This is a genomic window from Streptomyces pseudoechinosporeus (genome assembly GCF_054783935.1).
The window spans coordinates 32,990-52,632 of the sequence record NZ_BAAGPS010000003.1; the positions used below are offsets into that span (position 1 = coordinate 32,990).

A 19,643-nucleotide genomic window follows, 5' to 3' on the forward strand; every position below is an offset into this window, starting at 1 on the left:
TTGAGCAGATCCGGCGGGTCAGCCGGATACTCGGGCGGCGAGCGCGTCGCCGATCTCGTCGGTCGTACGGGTCGTGGTGCCGCGCTCCGCGAGGTCGGCGGAGACGGCGTCCTCGATACGGGCGGCCTCGGTCTCGTAGCCGAGGTGACGCAGCAGGAGGGCGACGGACAGGACGGTGGCGGAGGGGTCGGCCTTGCCCTGGCCTGCGATGTCGGGCGCCGAGCCGTGCACGGGCTCGAACATCGACGGGAACTCGCCGGACGGGTTGATGTTCCCGCTCGCGGCGACGCCGATGCCGCCGGAGACGGCCGCGGCGAGGTCGGTGATGATGTCGCCGAAGAGGTTGTCGGTGACGATCACGTCGAAGCGCTCGGGCTGCGTGACGAGGTAGATCGTCGCCGCGTCCACGTGCATGTACTCGGTGGTGACCTCGGGGAACTCCTCGGCCACCTTGTTGAAGATGTTGGTCCACAGGTGACCCGCGAAGGTCAGCACGTTGTTCTTGTGGATCAGCGCGAGCTTCTTGCGCGGGCGGGCCTGGGCGCGGGCGAAGGCGTCCCGGACGACGCGCTCGACACCGAAGGCCGTGTTGACGGAGACCTCGGTGGCGACCTCGTGCGGCGTGCCCTTGCGGATCGTGCCGCCGTTGCCGGTGTACGGGCCCTCGGTGCCCTCGCGGACCACGACGAAGTCGATCGCGGGCTGCCCTGCCAGCGGAGTGGCGACACCCGGAAGGAGCTTCGACGGACGCAGGTTGACGTGGTGGTCGAAGGCGAAGCGGAGCTTCAGCAGGAAGCCGCGCTCCAGGACGCCGGACGGAACGCTCGGGTCGCCGATCGCGCCGAGCAGGATCGCGTCGTGCTTCTTGAGGGCGTCGAGGTCGGCGTCGGTGAGGGTCTCACCGGTGGCGTGGTAACGCGTGGCGCCGAAGTCGTACTCCTTGGTCTCCAGCTTCACATCCTGCGGAAGGACGGCGGAGAGCACCTTCAGCCCCTGGACCACGACCTCCTGGCCGATGCCGTCACCGGGGATCACTGCGAGATTGAGGCTGCGAGACATGTCGGCACCCTACTCCTCCGTCCCAGGGGATGACACGGGGTGTCCGCGATACGGACACGTATGTGCGACCCGTCTACGACCCGTTTACGGTCCATCGGGTGACGCCGAGTCGGCCCGTCGGTCTCCGTTCACGCAGAAGTCAGGCCTGTGTTGGGGCTCGCTGGGAAGTTTTCCCACCATGACTGTTCCACCCAGCGGGTCACCCCCCGAGCGCCCCGTCCCGAATGTCGGCATCCCCGAGCAGCTCGCCCGCCGTATGAGCATGGCGGAGCAGCACGAGTACCTGCGGGCGAGACTGTCGCGGCGGGCGCTGGTGACCGCGGGCGCCTTCGCGGGCGCGGGACTGCTGGCCGGCTGTACGGACGAGGACTCGGCGAGCCCCGCGCGGACGACGTCCTCACCGGTGACGCATCCCGCGACCGGTCGCGTCCCCGGCTCCGTGGTCGCGCCCTTCGGCCGCCACCTCGCCTTCGGCGCCGACCCGAAGACGCAGATGCGGATCTCCTGGCAGGTGCCCTTCGCCGTCAAGAAGCCCTATGTACGGGTGGGTTCGAAGCCCTGGGACCTGAGCCGCAGGATCGACGCCGAGGTCCGGGACCTGCGCACCCCGTCCCTGTCGAAGAAGCTGCCCGCAGTCGAGCAGTACTACCTGCACGCCGCCCTCGACGACCTCAAGCCCGGCACGACGTACTACTACGGAGTCGGCCACGAGGGCTTCGACCCGACGTCGGCCGAACGCCTGTCGACGGTCGGCTCGTTCCGTACGGCGCCCGCGCGCCCCGACCAGTTCGTGTTCACGGCCTTCGGCGACCAGGGCGTCAGCTACGACGCGCTCGCCAACGATCAGGTGATCCTCGGCCAGAACCCGTCCTTCCACCTCCACGCGGGCGATATCTGCTACGCGGACACGACGGGCCACGGCAAGGACTCGGACACGTACGACGCCCGGGTCTGGGACCAGTTCCTCGCGCAGACCGAGTCGGTCGCGAAGTCCGTGCCCTGGATGGTGACGACCGGCAACCACGACATGGAGGCCTGGTACTCCCCCGACGGCTATGGCGGCCAGGCGGCCCGCTGGTCACTCCCGGACAACGGTTTCGACCCGAAGAAATCGCCGGGCGTCTACTCGTTCACGTACGGCAATGTCGGCATCGTCGCACTCGACGCGAACGACGTCTCGTACGAGATCCCCGCCAACCTCGGCTACTCGGACGGGAAGCAGAGCGAGTGGCTGGACAAGCGGCTCGGGGAGCTGCGCAAGTCCGTTGATTTCATTGTGGTGTTCTTCCACCACTGCATGTACTCGACGTCGACGCACGCCTCGGACGGCGGCCTGCGCGACGCCTGGCTGCCGCTGTTCACCAAGCACCAGGTGGACCTGGTCATCAACGGGCACAACCACGTCTACGAACGGACCGACGCGATCAAGGGCGGCGAGGTCGGCAAACGCGTGCCCGTGGGCGCGTCGACGGATCCGACGCGCGACGGGACCGTGTACGTCACCGCGGGCGGCGCCGGCAAGGAGCTGTACGGCTTTCCGGACGGGGTGAAGGACAGTTACGAGGGCAAGGTGAACGACCGGGAGTCGGTCGACAGCTTCCACTGGACCAAGGGGAAGTCGGAGCGCCCGGAGACCGTGGAGTGGTCCCGGGTCCGCTACACCGGCTTCTCGTTCCTCGCGATCGAGGCGGAGACCGGCCCGGCCGCGAAGCTCAAGGTGTCGGCGCTCGCGCAGAACGGCGGGCGCATCGACTACTTCGAGGTGCGGCGCGGGAGTTGAGGCCCGCGCCGCACCACTTACGGGCGGCTCCCGGAATGTGGGGGCTCAGTTGCCCATCGAAGGCTCGTGGGCTCAGTGGCCCGTCGCGCCGCCGTTGTCCCTGCGGTCCAGGGCGCGCTGGAGCGCGGCGGCGGCGTTCTTACGGTCGGACTCGCTCGTACGGGAGACGTGACGGACTCGGCGGGCGGTCGTCTCGGCCATGGGAAATCGACTCCTTATGGCGGCACGGAGTGCGGAAGGGGGTGCGAGACGCCGGGTGGGCGGGCGAGCGGGCCGCAGGGGTTGCCTGCCTAGGGCTCCGGCTCACGACCGCCATTCGCTTGATCGAGCGAGACGTTCGGCTTCTACAAAGTTAAGCGAGGACCGGGCGTCTGTCTCCACAATTACTTGGGCTTCCTACTATCTGAGACGGTGGAATGGGTCACAGGGCTCTGACCTGCGACGATGACCGATCCCGTCAGAGCACGTCGCCGTCGCGCCAGTCGAAGACGAGTTCGTACGCGGGATCGAGCGAGCCGCCGGAGGCGGGGCGGACGAAGAGCCAGACCTCCTCGTCCGGGAGGTGCACGATGCCGTCCGGGCCGTCCGGGCTGAAGGCGTGGATCCGTCCCGGCCACGGCTGCCAGCCACGAGCGGCGTACAGACCCTCGCCCTCGTACGTGGCGGAGAGCGCGCCGAGTGCGTACGCGCGGTCGATGACCCCTTCCAGGGCGCCCATCACCCGGCCGCCGAGCCCTCGGCGCCGGACGTCCGCGCGAACCGCGACGCCTTCCACGTAACCGGTGCGCAGGGAGCGGCCGTGATGCAGCACGCGGCGCTGGACGACCGCGCCGTGCGCGGCGAGACCGGTGTCGTCGTGCACGAGGGCGTGGACGCCGCCGAGCGTGTGATCCCAGTCCTCCTCGCTGAAGTCGCCCTCGAAGGCGTCGTCCAGGAGGGTGCGGACGGCGCGGAGCTCTGCGGGGGCGAGATCGGCCGTGTGAGCGGTACGCAGTCGGAGGGTCATCGCGTCAGTATCGCGGGGGCGGTGGGTGCGGACGGCGGGGTGCGGACGGCTCGCTTCGGGAGCTCGTCCTTGCGCTCCCGGACTGACGTCTTCCTTCCTGGCCCTCTCCTGCCTCTAGTTCCCCTGCAGGTCCGCTCTCTGTACTGAACTGCTCATCAGCAATCCGATGTCTGATGCTGTCAGATTCCTTGACACCCCTCAAGAGCCCCTTCACCCTCACAGTCATCCGATGTCTGTGACAGGAGGGGTTCCACATGGCGGTCCAACCCCGGGCCCGCACCATCGTGTTGACGCTCTGCTCCGCACTGCTCGCCACGGCCACGACGGCGCTTCCCGCTCGCGCCGAGGCGCCCGCGGCCCCCGCATCCTGGGAGGTGCGCGGCCCGGGCGCCTCCCCCACGGCCGTGGTGGCTCTCGACGACGGCCGGCCGACGCTCACCGTGAGACGCGCCGACCGTACGGTCCTCGAACCGTCACCCATCGGCCTCGTCACCGAACAGGCCGACTTCTCCAAAGACTTGACCTTCACCGGCCGCAGCGACCGCACGATCACCGAGCGCTATACCGTCCCAACCGGCAAGTCCCACAAGCGCGTTGCCCGGATGACCGAGTCCCGCTTCCGCTTCCGTACGGCCGACGGCGCCCGGCTCGACCTGCTCACGCGTGTCGCCCCGGACGGCGTCGCCTACCGCTACGTCCTGCCCGGCGACCACGGCGACGTCGTACGCGAGGCCTCCGCGTTCACCTTCCCCGCCACCACCGAAGCCGTCATCAACCGCTACCGCGCGGACAACGAACTCCCCTTCATCCGCTACGAGTCGGCAGCCGCCGCGCCTGAGGGCACGTACTCGATGCAGGCCCTCTTCAAGACGGACGGCGGCTACGCCCTGATCGCCGAGTCGGACCTGACCGGCACCTACGCGGGCGCCCAGCTCACCCACGCGGCCAACTCTCCGACGTACGGCGTGAGTCTGTGGAACAACGAGCCGGTCCAGACGGACGGCCCGCTCACCACGCCCTGGCGCGCGGTGATCACCGGCGACCTGGCGACCGTCACCGAGTCGACGTTCACGGACGACCTCGCGCCCAAGTCCCGTATCCGCGACACCTCGTGGGTCAAGCCGGGCCCGGCCCTGTGGACCTGGCTCGCGGGCGGCAAGGATGCGGGCCAGAGCCTGGAGGCCCAGAAGAAGTACGTCGACTACGCGGCCGAGCGCGACTGGCCCTACGAAGTCGTCGACGCGGGCTGGTACTACAAGCCCGGCGAGTGGGACGTCATCGACCCTGACTGGCAGACGAACAGCTGGATGCCGGAACTCGTGCGGTACGCGGCGGCGAAAGGCGTCGGCATCCACGTCTGGCTGCACTACACCCTGCTCATCGACCCCGTCGAGCGGGAGAAGTGGCTGTCCACGCTGGAGCGTTGGGGCGTCAAGGGCGTGAAGATCGACTTCATGGACTCGGAGTCGCAGGAGCGGATGCGCTGGTACGACGACGCACTCGAGGACACCGCCAAGCATCGCCTCATGGTCAACTTCCATGGCTCCACGATCCCCAAGGGCATGCAGCGCACCTGGCCGCACGTCATGACGCTGGAGGGCGTCGGCGGCGAGGAGAAGCGCAACAACACGGCGGCACAGCTGGCCGCGCTGCCCTTCACCCGCAACGTCATCGGCTCCATGGACTTCACCCCGGGCGCCTTCCACCGCCCGTACCGCCCCAACGTCCAGTCGGACGCGGGTGAGTTGGGCCTGAGCGTGCTCTACGAGTCCGGCATCCAGAACCTCGCCGGCACTCCGGAGTCGTACGACGCCCGCCCCGAGGCCCGCCGTTACCTGGAGCAGCTTCCCACCGGCTGGGAGGAGACCCGCCTGCTCACCGGCGACCCGGGCCGCTCCGCGGTGCTGGCGCGGAAAGCGCCGGACGGCCGCTGGTTCATCGGCGGTACGTTCGCGGGCGCGGCCCAGAGTGTGGACGTACCCATGCGTCTCGGCGCGGGCAAATGGCTCGTGGAGACAGTGACCGACGGCCCGTCGGGTCTGGTCCGGGAGCCGCACGTCGTCCACGGCGGCGAGACCCTCACCGTCCCGGTCGTGGCGGACGGCGGCTTCGCAGCCCTCGCCTGCCGCTGGTACGCGAGCCGTACGAGCTGCGACCGCTGACGATTGCACGACGTTCAGCACCGCGAGGCGGGCAACCGCCCGTCTCGCGGTCCGTAGGTGGCGGCCGGAGGCCGGCCATACCCGCACCCGCAGGAGTTCGTCGACGGCATCCGCGCGCTGGTTCCGGTCGAGGGCCGGGATGCCATAGGAATTCCCTATAGCAGGTGCTGACATTTCGTCTTTGCCTCTCGTTCTTTTCCGTACGTACCGTGAAACAGCTCGACGAGGTGCTCACCGCGATTTCTCCGAAGATTCGCGCTCTGCGCACGTCGAACCTTTTCCGTCGGGCGGACCATTACGCGATCGAGAGGACCAGTGGCATGACCACGATCGAGAACGGATCGGGAACGCGAGAACTCAAGGGAAAGCGGGCCCTGGTCACGGGTGGTTCTCGCGGAATAGGAGCGGCCGTCGTGCGCCAACTCCTGGACGCGGGCGCCGAGGTGCTCACGACCGCCAGGTCGGCGACGAGCACGGTGCCGGAGGGGCCACCTTCGTGGAGGCCGACGTGCGGACACGGGCTGGTGCGGAGGCGCTCGCCGCTGCCGCGCAGGAGGTGCTCGGCGGGGTGGACGTCCTGGTCCACAACGCGGGTGGGGCACGACCGCACGAGGGCAGCTCGGCCATCCCCGACGAGGAGTGGCAGGACGCGCTGGACCTGAACTTCCTGGCGTCGGTGCGGCTGGACTCGCTGCTGGTACCGGGGATGCGGGAACGGCGTTCGGGGATGATCGTGCACGTCTCCTCGTCCGCGGTTCTCACCCCGGTAGGACCGTTTCTGCACTACACCACGGCGAAGGCGGCGCTGGAGAACTACAGCCGGGGACTGGCCCTGGAGCTGGCCCCGCTCGGAATCCGGGTCAACACCGTGTCTCCCGGCAGAACCGCCACCCCCGGCGGCGAACAAACGCGGGAGCAGTGGGCGGAGGTGTCCGCGCGCATGGGCGCGGCACCGGCAGAGACCAATGCCGACGACACCCCGCCGCTGGGGCGCGATGGTCAGCCCGACGACATCGCCCACGCGGTGCTGTTCCTCGTGTCCGAGCGGGCGAGCTGGCTGACCGGGAGGAATCTCATCGTGGACGGCGGTGAATTCCCTATGGGTTGACGCCGACGGAATTCCGGAAAGCCAGTTTCGACAAAAAGAATTCAGCGGCGCCCGTCTCCTTCCCGGCCGTCAGGACACCGGTGAGAAGAAAGCGGACTCGGACCAGGTCTCTTTACGCAGGAGTTCGAGCAGGGCCGTCTCCGCCGGGCCCGCGCCCTGCCGGACCACGGCGATGACGGGCTGGGACACGACCGGGAACACCGGGCGAACGAGGTGCTCGTGACCGTGGGGCACCGCGGAGGCCGGGACGAGCGTGACCCCCAGCCCGTGGGCGGCCCAGCGCACGGCCGTCGCCGTCTGGGACACGCGGGCGGCCGTGGTCGGGGTCAGCTCGTTGTCCCGCAGCACGCTCAGCAGCACGCCGTCGAGCGCGCTGTCGCGGTCGAACCTCACCCACGGCTCTCCTTCCAGTTCGCGCAGCTCGACCCGGTCCGCGGCGAGTTTCCGGTGCCCGGCGCCCAGCACCACGACGAACTCCTCGTCGCCGAGGTGGTGGGCGTTGGCCGGGCTCCGCTCGCATGCCGCCATCAGGGCGAGGTCCACCACACCCCGGCGACACAGCCGCTCCAGCTCGGCGGAGCTCGGCTCCTCGAAGACGGTGACCTCCAGCCGCGGGAAGCGGCGGCGCAGCGTGCCCAGCGAGCCCGGCAGCTGCCGCGTGCCAAAGCCCATCTGCACCGCGACCACCAGCTCGCCCACCAGCTCATCGGCACCGGCCCGCGCCGTCGCCCTCGCCCGCCGCGACGCGCTCACCGCGACCTCCGCCTCCCGCAGGAACGCGCGGCCGACCACGGTGGGCACCAGTCCGGTCGGCGTGCGGGCGAACAGTTTGACGCCGAGTTCCCGCTCCAGGCCGCGGATCTGCTGGGACACCGACGGTTGAGCGACGTGCAGCAGCTCCGCCGCCGCCGTCACCGAGCCCTGCTCGGCAACGGCCAGGGCGTACTCGTACTGACGAAGGCTCATCGGGTCCCGTCCCCTCCCTGCGGTGGGGCGGTCCACCCCGTTGTCATCGTTGTAGACCCGAGGCTAACGGTGGAGTTCGCGCTCCAGCCACCGGTCGGCGGCTGGAGCGCGGTCGTCGGTGAACAGGCCGAGGCGGTCGAGGACTTCGACGGTCCGCACGACCGGATCAGCCCATGTGCGGGTACGTGTAGTCCGTCGGCGGGACCAGGGTCTCCTTGACGGCTCGGGTGAGGGTCCAGCGCTGGAGGTTCTGGGGGGCGCCGGCCTTGTCGTTGGTGCCGGAGTTGCGGCCGCCGCCGAAGGGCTGCTGGCCGACGACGGCGCCGGTGGACTTGTCGTTGATGTAGAAGTTGCCGGCCGCGTAGCGGAGTTTCTCCGCCGTGTACGCCGCCGCCGCGCGGTCGTTCGCGATGACCGCGCCCGTGAGCGCGTAGTCGGACACCGACTCCATCTGGGTCAGCATCTCCTCGTACTTCTCGTCGTCGTAGACGTGCACGGCGAGGAACGGGCCGAAGTACTCCGTCGTGAAGACCTCGTTGGCCGGGTCGGAGCACTCGACGACGGTCGGGCGGACGAAGTAGCCCTCCGAGTCGTCGTACGTACCGCCCGCGACGATCGTGCACTTCGAGTCCTCGGCGGCCCGGTCGATCGCCGCCTTGTTCTTCGCGAAGGCGCGTTCGTCGATGACGGCGCCGATGAAGTTCGACAGATCGGTGACGTCACCCATCTTGATGCCGTCGACCTCGGCCGCGAACTCCTCCTTGAAACCGGCGTTCCAGATGGAGGCCGGGATGTACGCGCGGGAGGTCGCCGAGCACTTCTGGCCCTGGTACTCGAAGGCGCCACGGGTCAGCGCGGTCTTCAGCACGGCGTGGTCCGCGGAGGGATGCGCGACGAGGAAGTCCTTGCCGCCCGTCTCGCCGACCAGGCGCGGATACGTGCGGTACTTGTCGATGTTCGCGCCGACCGTCTTCCACAGGTGACGGAAGGTCTTCGTCGAGCCCGTGAAGTGGATGCCGGCGAGGTCGCGGTGGTTCAGGGCGACCTCGGAGACGGCCAGACCGTCGCCGGTCACCAGGTTGATGACGCCCTTGGGCAGGCCTGCCTCCTCCAGGAGCTGCATGAGCAGGACGGCGGCGTGGGTCTGCGTCGGGGACGGCTTCCATACGACGACGTTGCCCATGAGGGCGGGCGCGGTCGGCAGGTTGCCCGCGATCGCCGAGAAGTTGAACGGCGTGATCGCGTAGACGAAGCCCTCCAGCGGGCGGTGGTCGAGGCGGTTCCACACGCCGGTCGAGTTGGCCACGGGCTGCTCGGCGAGCAGGTCACGGGCGTACTTGACGTTGAAGCGCCAGAAGTCGATCAACTCGCAGGGGCAGTCGATCTCGGCCTGCTGAGCGGTCTTCGACTGACCGAGCATCGTGGAGGCCGCCAGCGTCTCGCGCCACGTCGTGGACAGCAGCTCGGCGGCGCGCAGGATGATCGCGGCACGGTCGTCGAAGGACATCGCGCGCCAGGCGGGCGCGGCGGCCAGGGCCGCGTCGATCGCGTCCTGCGCGTCCTGCTGCGTGGCGTTGCGGAAGGTGCCGAGCACGGCCTTGCGGTTGTGCGGCTGCACGACCTGGAACGGCTCGCCGCCGCCCATCCGCTTCTCGCCGCCGATGGTGCAGGGCAGGTCGACGGGGTTCTCGGCCAGCTCCTTGAGCTTGGCCTCCAGGCGGGCGCGCTCGGGAGAGCCGGGGGCGTAGCCGTGCACCGGCTCGTTGACGGGGGTGGGGACCTGGGTCACAGCGTCCATGTTTTCCGTAACTCCTTAGTGAGCGGTGGTTCGGACTCAGCCCTTGGTGAGGATCGAGCGGGCGAAGAAGCGGAGGTTGGCCGGCTTCTCCGCGAGGCGGCGCATGAAATAGCCGTACCAGTCGGTGCCGTACGCCGTGTAGACGCGCACGCGGTGGCCCTCGGCGGCGAGCCGGGTCTGCTCCTCGCCGCGGATGCCGTACAGCATCTGGAACTCGTAGTCGTCCAGCTTGCGTCCCACGCGCCGGGCCAGCTCCTGGGTGATGGCGATGAGGCGTGGGTCGTGGGACCCGATCATCGGGTAGCCCTCGCCCTCCATCAGGATCTTCAGGATGCGGACGTACGCCTTGTCGATCTCGGCCTTGTCCTGGTACGCGACCGACGCGGGCTCCTTGTACGCCCCTTTCACGATACGCACGCGGCTGCCGCTCGCGGCGAGACGGCGGGCGTCGGCCTCGGTGCGGTACAGGTAGGCCTGGATCACGCAGCCGGTCTGCGGGAAGTCCTTCCGCAGCTCCTCGTGGATGGCGAACATCGAGTCGAGGGTGGTGTGGTCCTCCGCGTCCAGCGTGACGGTGGTGCCGATGCGGGCGGCGGCCTCGACGACGGGACGGACGTTGGCGAGCGCCAGCTCATGACCGCCGGGAAGCGCCTGGCCGAAGAGGGTCAGCTTGACCGACATCTCGGCCCGCTCGCCCAGGCCGAGGCCTTCCAGGTGGTCGATCAGTTGCAGGTACGCGTCGCGCGCCGCCGTGGACTGTCCGGGCGTGGTGATGTCCTCGCCGACCACGTCCAGGCTGACCTCAAGACCACGGTCGGTGAGGTGCTTGACGACCGGTACGACGTCGTCGACCGACTCACCGGCGATGAACCGCTCGACGACCGGCTTCGTCACCGGGGCCGCCGACACCAGGCGGCGCATCCTGTCGCTGCGCGAGGCGGCGAGAATCACGGGTCCCAACACGGGGCAACCTCCACAACAGCGACCAGCAGGGGGCCGTAACCGCACGTTCGCGGGTGAACGGTGCGGCGACGGCGCGGAGAACCACCGTGAAACTTAAGGATCCCTCCGATCGTGGGCCATCGACAGACGTCACGCATCCGTGCCCTGGATCTCAGACATCTGTATGAAGGGCGTGAGAAATGCGGGAGAATGCCCGAGTGACGCAGGCGAAAGGCGAGTACCAGGAGCTGGTCGACGAGATCTCGGAGCTCCTCGGCGCCCCCGCGACGCTGGAGAACCGGGACTTCGAGCTGATCGCCTTCGGCGCCTACGACAGCGACAGCGAGATCGACGAGTCCGCCCTCGACCCTGTGCGGACCCGCTCGATCCTCACGCGCCGCTCCACCGCGGCGGTCCGCACCTGGTTCGAGGGCTTCGGCATCGCCCAGGCCACCGGTCCGGTCCGTATCCCGCCGACGCCCGAGGCCGGGGTGTACCGGGGGCGCGTCTGCCTTCCGGTACGTCATCGGGGGGTCGTCCTCGGTTACGTGTGGCTGCTCGCCGACGATCCGGGCCCCACCGGCGAGCAGCTCGACGCGGCCATGGAGGTGACCGCCCGGATCGGCGACCTCCTCGCGGACGAGGCCCAGGCGGGCGCGGACCTGACCCGTGAGCTGCGCGCCGTCCTGACCGCCGAGCGCGGCTGGCCACGGGACATGGCGGTGGCGGAACTCCGTACGGCACTCGGCGTACGCGGCGAGGGCCTCCACACCGTGGTCTGCGTGACCCCTTGGCCGTCCGCCGACCCGGACGACGCGCCTTCGGTCCGTACGATCCCGGGTGCGACGGCCCTGTGCACGGTCCCGTGGGGCACCACCGGCCAGAGCCTGGCGCTGCTGGTGCGGCTGCGCTCGTCGACGGTGCTGACTCCGGCGACTTCGGCGGCTGCTCGGTTGCTGAGGGAGGCGGAGGGACCGCGAACGGCCTCGGAAAGCCCGGCGGCGGGAATCGCGGCGCCCCGCAGTGGCCTCGCCGAGCTGGGTGCCGCCTGGCAGGAGGCCGCGGCCGCGGCCGGTGCGGCGCTGGCCGAACCCGGGCTCGGGCCGATCGCCGAGTGGGCCGCCATCGGCCCGTACCGCCTGCTGACGGCGCTGCCCGCGGAGGCGGCCCACGACCCCGTCGTACGCCCCCTGCTGGACCCGGCCCACCGTGAACTGGCCCGCACCGCCGAGGCGTTCCTCGACTGCGCGGGGCAGGCGGGCCGCACGGCAGCCCACCTTGGCATCCACCGCCAGACCCTCTACTACCGCCTCTCCCGCGTCGAACAGCTCACCGGCCTGGACCTGGACGACGGCGAGGACCGGCTCCTCCTGCACATGACGCTGAAGGCCCACCGCCTCTGAGACTTACCGGCCGGACCGGACGGTAGTACTGAAAACGATTGTCATCATGCTACGGTCAGGCATACGTCCCCTTGACCACCCCTTTACCGGAGGGTCCCGTGCGTCTGCCCGCCCGCCTTCTCCCCGTCTCCGCGGTCGCCGCCGCCTCCGCCCTGCTCACCGGCTGCTTCTCGGGAGCCGCTTCGGACAGCTCCGCCGAGGGCGGCGAGAAGCGGGTACGCGTCGCGCACATGCAGCCGCCGCGCTCCGGGCTCTCGCCGCTGTCCGACGACGCGTTCAAGCTGTCCCGCTGGTCCACCGCCGAGACGCTGATCAAGCTCGACGCGGACGGCGACGCCGAACCCGCGCTCGCCACCAAGTGGCAGCAGAGCGGCAAGACTTGGACCTTCGAGATACGTGACGGCGTCACCTTCCACGACGGTACGAAGCTCACCGCCGAGGCCGTCGTACGCTCGCTCACCGCGGCCGCCGGCGCCTCCCCCAAGCCCCGCATCCTGGACGGCGTGGACCTGACGGTGAAGGCCCAAGGCGAATCGGTAGCCGTCACCACCGCCACTGAGGACCCGCTCGTCCCGCAGCGGCTGAGCTCGCCGCAGTTGTCGATCCTGGCGGCGAAGGCGTACGAGGGGAAGACGGTCAGCCCCGTCGGCGCGGGCACCGGTCCCTTCGAGCTGAAGAAGGTGAACGGCACGTCCTCCGCGTCTCTCGACCGCTACGACGACTACTGGGGCGGCAAGGCCAAGTCCCCCGGAATCGACGTGAAGTTCGTGCCGGACGGCACCGCCCGCGCCGCCGCCCTGCGCAGTGGAGAGGCCGACGTCGTCGAGTCGGTGCCGGTCTCGCAGGCCGCGCTGCTCGAGGAGGACCAGATCACCGAGGTGCCGATGCCGCGCACCAACACCCTGTACCTGAACACCTCCGAAGGTCCTTTCAAGGACGCCGCGTTGAGGGCCGCCGCCCGCGAGGCCATTGACGCCGAGTCGATCGTCAAGGGTGTGTACGAGGACCGCGCCGACGTCGCCGAGGGGCTGCTCGGGCCCGCGCTGCCGTGGGCCGCCGACCTGCGTACGCCGGTCAAGCGCGCCAAGGCCGGTGACCCGGCCGGGAAGACCATCACCATCGGTACGTTCACCGACCGCGCCGAGCTGCCCGAGGTGGCTCAGACGCTGCAACAGCAGCTCCAGAAGGCCGGGTTCAAGGTGAAGCTGGACGTCCGCGAGTACGCGAACATCGAATCCGACGCGCTGGCGGGCGAGTTCGACGCGTTCATCCTGTCCCGGGCGACGATCCTCGACTCGGGTGACCCGGCCGCGTACCTCTACAGCGACTTCGGGTCCAAGGGTTCCTTCAACATCTCCCAGCTCTCCGACAAGACCGTCGACGCGGCCCTGGACAAGGCCTCCGCGACCAAGGCCGGTGACACGCGCCGGAAGGCCGTCGTCGAGGCGGAGGCCGCGGTGCTCGCCACCGACGCCGCCGTGCCGATGCTGCACGAGCGGGTCATCCAGGGCGACGCGGCCGGTGTCGTCGATGTCGCGCACGACCCGCGGGAGCGTGAGCTGATCACCATGGAGACGTACGTCAAGTGACGCTCTTGGCACGCCTGTTGAAGGCGGCGAGGACACCGGGCAGCCGGGCCGGACTCACCCGGCTCGGCTGCCTCGCGGCCGTCCTCGCCACCGTCGGACTGCTCCCCTGGCTCTCCGGCCGCGACCCCGCGCTCACCGTGCTGCGCGCCCGGTCCGCCGAGCAGGAGCCGACGCCGGAGGCGCTGGACGCGATCCGTGAGGACCTCGGACTGGGCGCGGGTCCGCTTTCCCTGCTGGGGAATTGGGCCTCCGGACTGCTCCGCGGCGACCTCGGCACCTCCTGGGTGTCGGGCACCGACGTACTGCCGTCGGTCGTGGCCGGGCTCCAGGTGTCGCTGTCCCTGATGGGCGCCGCCCTCGGCGTCGCGCTGCTGATCACCTGCGCCCTCGTCGCGCCCGTGCTCGCGCGCGGCCGGGGGTCGGCCGGCTCGTTCGCCGCGATGCTCGCTGCGCTCCCCGAATTCCTGCTCGCCACGCTCGCGTTGCTGGTGGGCGGGGTGTGGCTGGGCTGGCTGCCGACCTCCGGCTGGGTGGGCCCGCAGTACATGGTGCTGCCCGCCCTCGCCCTGGGCATCCCCGCGGGCGGGCTGCTCGGCCGCCTGGTCGCCGACGCGCTGCCCGCCGTGCTCGAGGAGCGGTGGGTGGAGTTGTGGCGGGGTGCGGGGGTCAGTCAGGCGCGGATCTCGGCCGCCGCACTGCGTCGTGTACTGCCGCCGCTGGTACCGCAGTTCGGCATGGTCGCCGTCGGTCTTACGGGCGGGGCGGTCGCCGTGGAGGTCGTGTTCGCGGTGCCGGGCGTCGGGCGTACGGCGCTGGGGGCGGCCAAGTCGCAGGATCTGCCGCTGCTCCAGGGTTCGGTCCTCGCGCTGCTCACGCTGGGCCTGGTCGCGGGTGCGCTGGCGGCCCTCGTACGGCGCCGGCTGCTGGGCCCGGCGCTGCGGGACGCGGGGCTGACGCTGCCCGCGGCCCGTCCGGTCCGGGCGCATCCGGCCGTTCCGGTGGCGCTCGGAGTCGTACTGCTGACCTGTATCGGCTGGGGGCTGCTGCGCGATCCGTACGCCGTGGACACGACCGCCCGCCTCCAGGCGCCGTCGTGGGCGTACCCGCTCGGCACGGACGGGCTCGGCCGTGATGTGCTGGCCCGGCTCGGGCACGGGGCGGCGTCGACGGTCGGCACGGCCGCCGCGGTCTGCCTGGTCAGCCTGCTCCTCGCACTCGCCCTCGGCTTCCTGCCGTCCGTGGCCGCGGGCTCCTCGGACATCGCCAACGCGCTGCCACCGGTGATCGTCGGCATCCTCGTCGCGGCGGCAGCGGGCCCCGGCACGGGCGGCGCGGCGCTCGCCGTGGCCCTGATCTCCTGGCCCCCGCTCGCGGCCCACGCGGCGGCACTGGTGCAGGAGGTGCGCGCCTCGACGTTCCTGCACGCCCAACGGGCCATCGGCGCAACGCCGTTGTGGATCCTCACCCGCCACGTCCTGCCCTCCGTGACGGCCCCGGTCGCCCGCCACGCCCTCCTGCGCCTGCCGGGCATCGCCCTGGCCCTCGCCTCCCTCGGCTTCCTGGGCCTGGGCGCCCAGCCGCCCGCTCCGGAGTGGGGGCTGCTCCTTGACGAATCCCGCGCGTATGTGGAACGGGCTCCGTGGGCGGCGCTGGCTCCGGCGGTCGCGCTGGCGGTGATGGCGGGGCTGGCGGTGTCGTTGGCGGCGTATGCGGAGAGGGGAGCGGCTCGGGCCGACTCGGCTTCGGGGCGGGGCCGGTTCACTGTCGCCTTTGCCTCGCTCCGTTCCCCCAAGGAGTCCGCCGAGGGGGCCGTCAAGGAGTCTCTCAAGGAGTCCGTCCGATGAGCACACTGAGCACGCCGAGTACTGAAGTCCTCCTCTCCGTCCGGGACTTGCGTATCTCCTTCGGTGCCGTCGAAGCGGTACGGGGCCTCTCCTTCGACGTACACGAGGGCGAAGTCCTCGCCGTGGTGGGCGAGTCGGGCGCGGGCAAGTCGCTGACGGCGCGGGCGCTGCTGGGCATGCCGCCGCGTGGGGCGACGGTGACGGGGAGCGTACGACTGGGCGCGGACGAACTCGTCGACGCCCCCCGCTCCGTACGCACCGTCCTCTGGGGCCGCCGCGTCGCCCTGGTCCCCCAGGACGCCCTCTCGGCCCTCTCCCCCGTGCACCAGGTGGTCGACCAACTCGCCGCCGCCGTACGGTCCGTGGACCGCGTCTCCCGGAAGGAGGCGCGGGCCCGAGCGGTGGCCGCGCTGGAGGAGGTCGGCATCGCGGCGGACAAGGCGCGGGCGTACCCGCACGAGTTCTCCGGCGGCATGCGCCAACGGGCGGTGATCGCCATGGCGATGCTCCACCAGCCGGACCTGGTCATCGCCGACGAGCCGACGACGGCCCAGGACCCGGAGACGCAGAAGCAGGTCCTCGACCTGCTGGCCACCCGGACGGGCGCCGCCGGCGCGTCCCTCGTCCTGGTCACGCACGACCTCGCGACGGTACGGGAGCACGCGGACCGGATGGTGGTGATGTACGCGGGGCGGTTGGTCGAGGCGGGGCCGGTGGATGAGGTGTTCGCGCGGCCACGGGCGCCGTATACGGCCGGGCTGCTGGCGTCGGTACCGGAGGCGCGCCCCGTCAGGGGCACGAGGCTTCGACGGTTGCCCGCAATCACCGGCGCCCCACCCGCCCCCACCGACCTCCCACCCGGCTGCGCCTTCCAACCCCGCTGCCCCCTGGCGGACGCCACCCGCTGCCGTACGGAGCAACCCGAACCCGAGACCCAAGACGGCCGCACCGTCGCCTGCCACCGCTGGCGCGAACTGCCCGACAGCCCCGCCGAGTTGTTCCTGGAGTCCGTGTGAGCGATGTGAGCCATGTGAGCCCACTCCTGGACGTGCGCGGCCTTGTCGTCCGCCACGGCACCCACACCGCCGTGGACCATGTCTCCTTCGACATCGCCCCCGGCGAGACGCTCGGCCTCATCGGCCCCTCGGGCTGCGGCAAGTCGTCCACCGCCATGGCCGTACTGCAACTGCGCCGCCCCGACAGCGGCGAAGTCTGGTTCGACGGGCAGGAGTTGACCGCGATGGACGAGCGGCGGCTCCGGCCGCTGAGGCAGGCCATGCAACCCGTCTTCCAGGACCCGTACGGATCGCTCAGCCCCCGCCACCGGATCCGCGACGCCATCGCGGAACCCCTACGCGTACAAGGGAGCTGGGACCGTACGGCAGGCCCCGCCCGCGTGGCCGAGCTGCTGGAGCAGGTCGGCCTGGACCCGGCCCACGGCGACCGCCGCCCGCACGAGCTGTCCGGCGGACAGTGCCAACGCGCCGGTATCGCCCGAGCGTTGGCGTGCGAGCCCAAGCTCCTGATCCTCGACGAACCGGTCTCCGCCCTCGACCCGTCCCTGCGCGCCGGAATCCTCAACCTCCTGGCCGAGCTGCAGGAACGCCTGGACCTGGGCTACCTGTTCATCTGCCACGACATGGCGCTCGTACGCCACTTCTGCGACCGCGTTGCGGAGATGCGGGACGGGCGCCTCGTCAGGACGACTTCTCTTTCACCCCCGCAATCGCCCGCCGGAAGCCCTCGGTGAGTTCCTCGGCACTGGTCGCGGTCTCAGGGTCGAAGTTCCACTGCGCGATGAGCCCCATCAGCAGGGTGTTGTAGAACTTGCCCAGCGTGTTGATGTCCTCCTCCGAGAGGTCCTCCTCCAGGCCTCCCATGAACAACGGGATGATGCCGCTCGCCGCGTAACGCTGGGCCTTGGCCAGATGGTCGCGCACCCCGGGCAACTTGTCGCCCATGACCACGATCTCCATGCTGAGCCGCCAGACCGAACCGGGCTCCCGCATGGTGCCGATGATGTTCGACCAGGCCGCGTGGAACCGCTCGATCGAGCCTGGCTCGGTGCCGGTCGTGACGTGCTCGCCCGCGTCGAAGGCATCGGAGACCCCCTCGACGATCGAGACGTACGCCTCCGCGAGCAGCGCGTCCTTCGACCCGTAGTGGTAGCCGATCGACGCCAGGTTCGTCCCCGACTCCTTGACGATGTCGCGCGCCGTCGTGCGCCCGAAGCCCTTCTCCAGCAGGCAGCGCTTGGCGCCTTCCAGCAGATCCTCACGGTGTCCCATGCGGGTCAGCGTACCGCCGGGACAGACAACCGTCCCATACGCATGTCTTACACATTCGTTCTAGACAAGCGTTTTAGACGTGCGTACATTTCTCGGCATGACGAATCCGAAGAGCCCGAGCGACACCACCGCACCCGCGCCCCATCGCGCCGGACGCCGTGAATGGACCGCTCTCGGCGTCCTGATGCTGCCGCTGCTCCTGGTGTCCATGGACGTCTCCGTCCTCTACTTCGCCATCCCGGCGATCAGCGCGGACCTGGAGCCCAGCGGCACGGAGCAGTTGTGGATCTTCGACATCTACGCCTTCGTACTCGCCGGCCTGCTGATGACGATGGGCTCGCTGGGCGACCGCATCGGCCGGCGCAGGCTGCTCCTGATCGGCGCCGGGGCGTTCGGCGCGGCCTCGCTGATGGCGGCGTACGCGGACAGCGCCGAAACGCTGATCGTGGCCCGCGCGGTCCTCGGCATCGGCGGAGCGACGCTGATGCCGTCGACGTTGGCGCTGGTCCGCACGATGTTCACGGACCCGGCGCAGCGCGCCAAGGCGATCGGGATGTGGTCGGGCGTGATGACAGCCGGCGTCGCGCTCGGCTCGGTGATGAGCGGTGTACTCGTCGAGCACTTCTGGTGGGGCTCGGTCTTCCTGGTCAACCTGCCCGCGATGGCACTCCTGCTGATCCTCGGCCCCATCCTGCTGCCCGAGTCGAAGAACCCCGCACCCGGCCGCTTCGACCTGCTGAGCGTGCCGCTGTCCATGGCCGCCGTGCTGCCGGTGATCTACGGCATCAAGGAGATCCCGTCCGAGGGCTGGAACGTGCGGTACGTGATGTCGGTGACCGTCGGCCTGCTCTTCGCCGCGCTCTTCGTCCACCGGCAGCGCACCATCGAGTCGCCGATGATCCCGCCCTCGCTCTTCCGCGGCCACGGCTTCGCGCCCGCCGTCTCGCTGAACCTGCTCTCCGCGTTCGGGATGATGGGCTCGGCGTACTTCACCACGCAGTACCTCCAGTCCGTGCTCGGCAAGAGCTCCATGGAGGCCGCGCTGTGGGGACTGCTGCCCTCCGTCCTGGTCGGAGTCGCCGCTCCGCTCTCCGCGCAGCTGGTGCAGCGGGGCGTGAACCGGGCGTACGTCGTCGCCGGTGGCTTCCTGGTCGCGGCCTGCGGTTACGGGATGCTGACCGCGGCCGGTACGGACTCGCTGTGGCTGGTGCTCGCCGGTGCCGGTGTCATCGCCGCCGGGATCGTCACCGTGATGTCCCAGATGATGGACCTGGCGCTGGGCACCGTACCGGCCGAGAAGTCCGGCACCGCCTCCTCGGTCCTGGAGACCGGCGCGGAGTTCGGCGGCGCGCTGGGCATGGCGGTCCTCGGCTCCATCGGAACGGCCGTGTACCGCCACGGGATCCCGTCCTCGGCTCCGGGCCCAGCCCACGAGACGCTCGGCGGCGCCCTGGCCGTGGCCCAGCAACTACCAGGCCGCACGGGCGAAGCCCTCGTGACAGCGGCCCGTGAGGCCTTCACGAACGGCATGCAGGCAGCTGCGCTCGCCGCGACGGTGCTTCTGCTGGGGGCGGCGGTCCTGGCGTCGGTGACACTGCGGCGAGTTCGGGTCCGTAAGACGGAGGCCATGGACTGCGAGTGCGAGTCCGAGAAGGCCCTCGCCTGAGCGGGCCCACACAAAAGCGCCGGGCGGGCTGG

15 protein-coding genes and 1 pseudogene are annotated in these 19,643 nt (G+C 70.3%); 9 read left to right on the top strand and 7 right to left on the bottom strand.

What is annotated here, in order from left to right:
- Positions 1-18 precede the first annotated feature (18 nt).
- Complete coding sequence (locus ACYVO6_RS03565; protein ID WP_461057105.1) at positions 19-1,059, bottom strand: 3-isopropylmalate dehydrogenase; 1,041 nt, start codon at positions 1,057-1,059, stop codon at positions 19-21.
- A gap of 178 nt (positions 1,060-1,237) precedes the next feature.
- Here ACYVO6_RS03565 and ACYVO6_RS03570 point away from each other — a divergent pair, with 178 nt between their 5' ends.
- Positions 1,238-2,839, top strand: a complete 1,602-nt coding sequence (locus ACYVO6_RS03570; protein ID WP_461057107.1) for a purple acid phosphatase family protein — start codon at positions 1,238-1,240, stop codon at positions 2,837-2,839.
- A gap of 72 nt (positions 2,840-2,911) precedes the next feature.
- On the opposite strand, the gene ACYVO6_RS03575 is transcribed toward ACYVO6_RS03570, so the two are convergent.
- On the bottom strand, positions 2,912-3,040 hold the full coding sequence (locus tag ACYVO6_RS03575) for a hypothetical protein (RefSeq protein ID WP_268978767.1): 129 nt from the start codon (positions 3,038-3,040) through the stop codon (positions 2,912-2,914).
- A 256-nt stretch (positions 3,041-3,296) separates the two neighbouring features.
- On the bottom strand, positions 3,297-3,845 hold the full coding sequence (locus ACYVO6_RS03580; protein ID WP_461057109.1) for a GNAT family N-acetyltransferase: 549 nt from the start codon (positions 3,843-3,845) through the stop codon (positions 3,297-3,299).
- A gap of 254 nt (positions 3,846-4,099) precedes the next feature.
- Here ACYVO6_RS03580 and ACYVO6_RS03585 point away from each other — a divergent pair, with 254 nt between their 5' ends.
- Complete coding sequence (locus ACYVO6_RS03585) at positions 4,100-6,007, top strand: glycoside hydrolase family 97 catalytic domain-containing protein (RefSeq protein WP_461057111.1); 1,908 nt, start codon at positions 4,100-4,102, stop codon at positions 6,005-6,007.
- A 320-nt stretch (positions 6,008-6,327) separates the two neighbouring features.
- Positions 6,328-7,115: pseudogene (locus ACYVO6_RS03590) on the top strand (SDR family oxidoreductase).
- A 69-nt stretch (positions 7,116-7,184) separates the two neighbouring features.
- On the opposite strand, the gene ACYVO6_RS03595 reads toward ACYVO6_RS03590, so the two are convergent.
- The 3 genes from ACYVO6_RS03595 to ACYVO6_RS03605 all read right to left on the bottom strand — a co-directional run bounded on the left by ACYVO6_RS03595 (position 7,185) and on the right by ACYVO6_RS03605 (position 10,842).
- Positions 7,185-8,081: a LysR family transcriptional regulator gene (locus ACYVO6_RS03595; RefSeq protein ID WP_461057113.1), complete on the bottom strand. Its 897-nt coding sequence runs from the start codon at positions 8,079-8,081 to the stop codon at positions 7,185-7,187.
- A 166-nt stretch (positions 8,082-8,247) separates the two neighbouring features.
- Complete coding sequence (gene pruA / locus ACYVO6_RS03600; protein ID WP_461057115.1) at positions 8,248-9,879, bottom strand: L-glutamate gamma-semialdehyde dehydrogenase; 1,632 nt, start codon at positions 9,877-9,879, stop codon at positions 8,248-8,250.
- Between the two features lie 36 nt (positions 9,880-9,915).
- Complete coding sequence (locus ACYVO6_RS03605; RefSeq protein ID WP_461057117.1) at positions 9,916-10,842, bottom strand: proline dehydrogenase family protein; 927 nt, start codon at positions 10,840-10,842, stop codon at positions 9,916-9,918.
- Positions 10,843-11,021: 179 nt separating this feature from the next.
- On the opposite strand from ACYVO6_RS03605, the gene ACYVO6_RS03610 reads away from it, so the two are divergent.
- The 5 genes from ACYVO6_RS03610 (at position 11,022) to ACYVO6_RS03630 (ending at position 17,407) form a co-directional block, all read left to right on the top strand.
- Complete coding sequence (locus ACYVO6_RS03610; protein ID WP_461057119.1) at positions 11,022-12,224, top strand: PucR family transcriptional regulator; 1,203 nt, start codon at positions 11,022-11,024, stop codon at positions 12,222-12,224.
- A gap of 98 nt (positions 12,225-12,322) precedes the next feature.
- Positions 12,323-13,813: an ABC transporter substrate-binding protein gene (locus ACYVO6_RS03615; protein WP_461057121.1), complete on the top strand. Its 1,491-nt coding sequence runs from the start codon at positions 12,323-12,325 to the stop codon at positions 13,811-13,813.
- A 17-nt stretch (positions 13,814-13,830) separates the two neighbouring features.
- Positions 13,831-15,657 (top strand): ABC transporter permease subunit, encoded by a 1,827-nt coding sequence (locus ACYVO6_RS03620; RefSeq protein WP_461057477.1) that lies wholly within the window; start codon positions 13,831-13,833, stop codon positions 15,655-15,657.
- On the top strand, positions 15,654-16,673 hold the full coding sequence (locus tag ACYVO6_RS03625) for an ABC transporter ATP-binding protein (protein WP_461057123.1): 1,020 nt from the start codon (positions 15,654-15,656) through the stop codon (positions 16,671-16,673). The genes ACYVO6_RS03620 and ACYVO6_RS03625 overlap by 4 nt, the downstream gene beginning before the upstream one ends.
- Positions 16,670-17,407: an ABC transporter ATP-binding protein gene (locus ACYVO6_RS03630; RefSeq protein WP_461057125.1), complete on the top strand. Its 738-nt coding sequence runs from the start codon at positions 16,670-16,672 to the stop codon at positions 17,405-17,407. Before ACYVO6_RS03625 ends, ACYVO6_RS03630 begins: the two co-directional genes overlap by 4 nt.
- Here the strand turns inward: ACYVO6_RS03630 and ACYVO6_RS03635 are convergent.
- Positions 17,355-17,945 (bottom strand): TetR/AcrR family transcriptional regulator, encoded by a 591-nt coding sequence (locus ACYVO6_RS03635; protein WP_461057127.1) that lies wholly within the window; start codon positions 17,943-17,945, stop codon positions 17,355-17,357. The two genes, ACYVO6_RS03630 and ACYVO6_RS03635, sit on opposite strands and share 53 nt — an antisense overlap.
- Before the next feature lie 97 nt (positions 17,946-18,042).
- Here ACYVO6_RS03635 and ACYVO6_RS03640 point away from each other — a divergent pair, with 97 nt between their 5' ends.
- Positions 18,043-19,611, top strand: coding sequence for an MFS transporter (locus ACYVO6_RS03640; RefSeq protein ID WP_461057129.1), 1,569 nt, complete (start codon positions 18,043-18,045; stop codon positions 19,609-19,611).
- The last annotated feature ends 32 nt before the right edge of the window (positions 19,612-19,643 follow it).

Excerpts from the sequence above, each read along its gene's own strand:
- ACYVO6_RS03565 (WP_461057105.1), bottom strand. The coding sequence starts at position 1,059 with ATGTCTCGCAGCCTCAATCTCGCAGTGATCCCCGGTGACGGCATCGGC.
- ACYVO6_RS03570 (WP_461057107.1), top strand. The coding sequence starts at position 1,238 with ATGACTGTTCCACCCAGCGGGTCACCCCCCGAGCGCCCCGTCCCGAAT.
- ACYVO6_RS03575 (WP_268978767.1), bottom strand. The coding sequence starts at position 3,040 with ATGGCCGAGACGACCGCCCGCCGAGTCCGTCACGTCTCCCGTACGAGC.
- ACYVO6_RS03580 (WP_461057109.1), bottom strand. The coding sequence starts at position 3,845 with ATGACCCTCCGACTGCGTACCGCTCACACGGCCGATCTCGCCCCCGCA.
- ACYVO6_RS03585 (WP_461057111.1), top strand. The coding sequence starts at position 4,100 with ATGGCGGTCCAACCCCGGGCCCGCACCATCGTGTTGACGCTCTGCTCC.
- ACYVO6_RS03595 (WP_461057113.1), bottom strand. The coding sequence starts at position 8,081 with ATGAGCCTTCGTCAGTACGAGTACGCCCTGGCCGTTGCCGAGCAGGGC.
- pruA (WP_461057115.1), bottom strand. The coding sequence starts at position 9,879 with ATGGACGCTGTGACCCAGGTCCCCACCCCCGTCAACGAGCCGGTGCAC.
- ACYVO6_RS03610 (WP_461057119.1), top strand. The coding sequence starts at position 11,022 with ATGCGGGAGAATGCCCGAGTGACGCAGGCGAAAGGCGAGTACCAGGAG.
- ACYVO6_RS03625 (WP_461057123.1), top strand. The coding sequence starts at position 15,654 with ATGAGCACACTGAGCACGCCGAGTACTGAAGTCCTCCTCTCCGTCCGG.
- ACYVO6_RS03635 (WP_461057127.1), bottom strand. The coding sequence starts at position 17,945 with ATGGGACACCGTGAGGATCTGCTGGAAGGCGCCAAGCGCTGCCTGCTG.
- ACYVO6_RS03640 (WP_461057129.1), top strand. The coding sequence starts at position 18,043 with ATGACGAATCCGAAGAGCCCGAGCGACACCACCGCACCCGCGCCCCAT.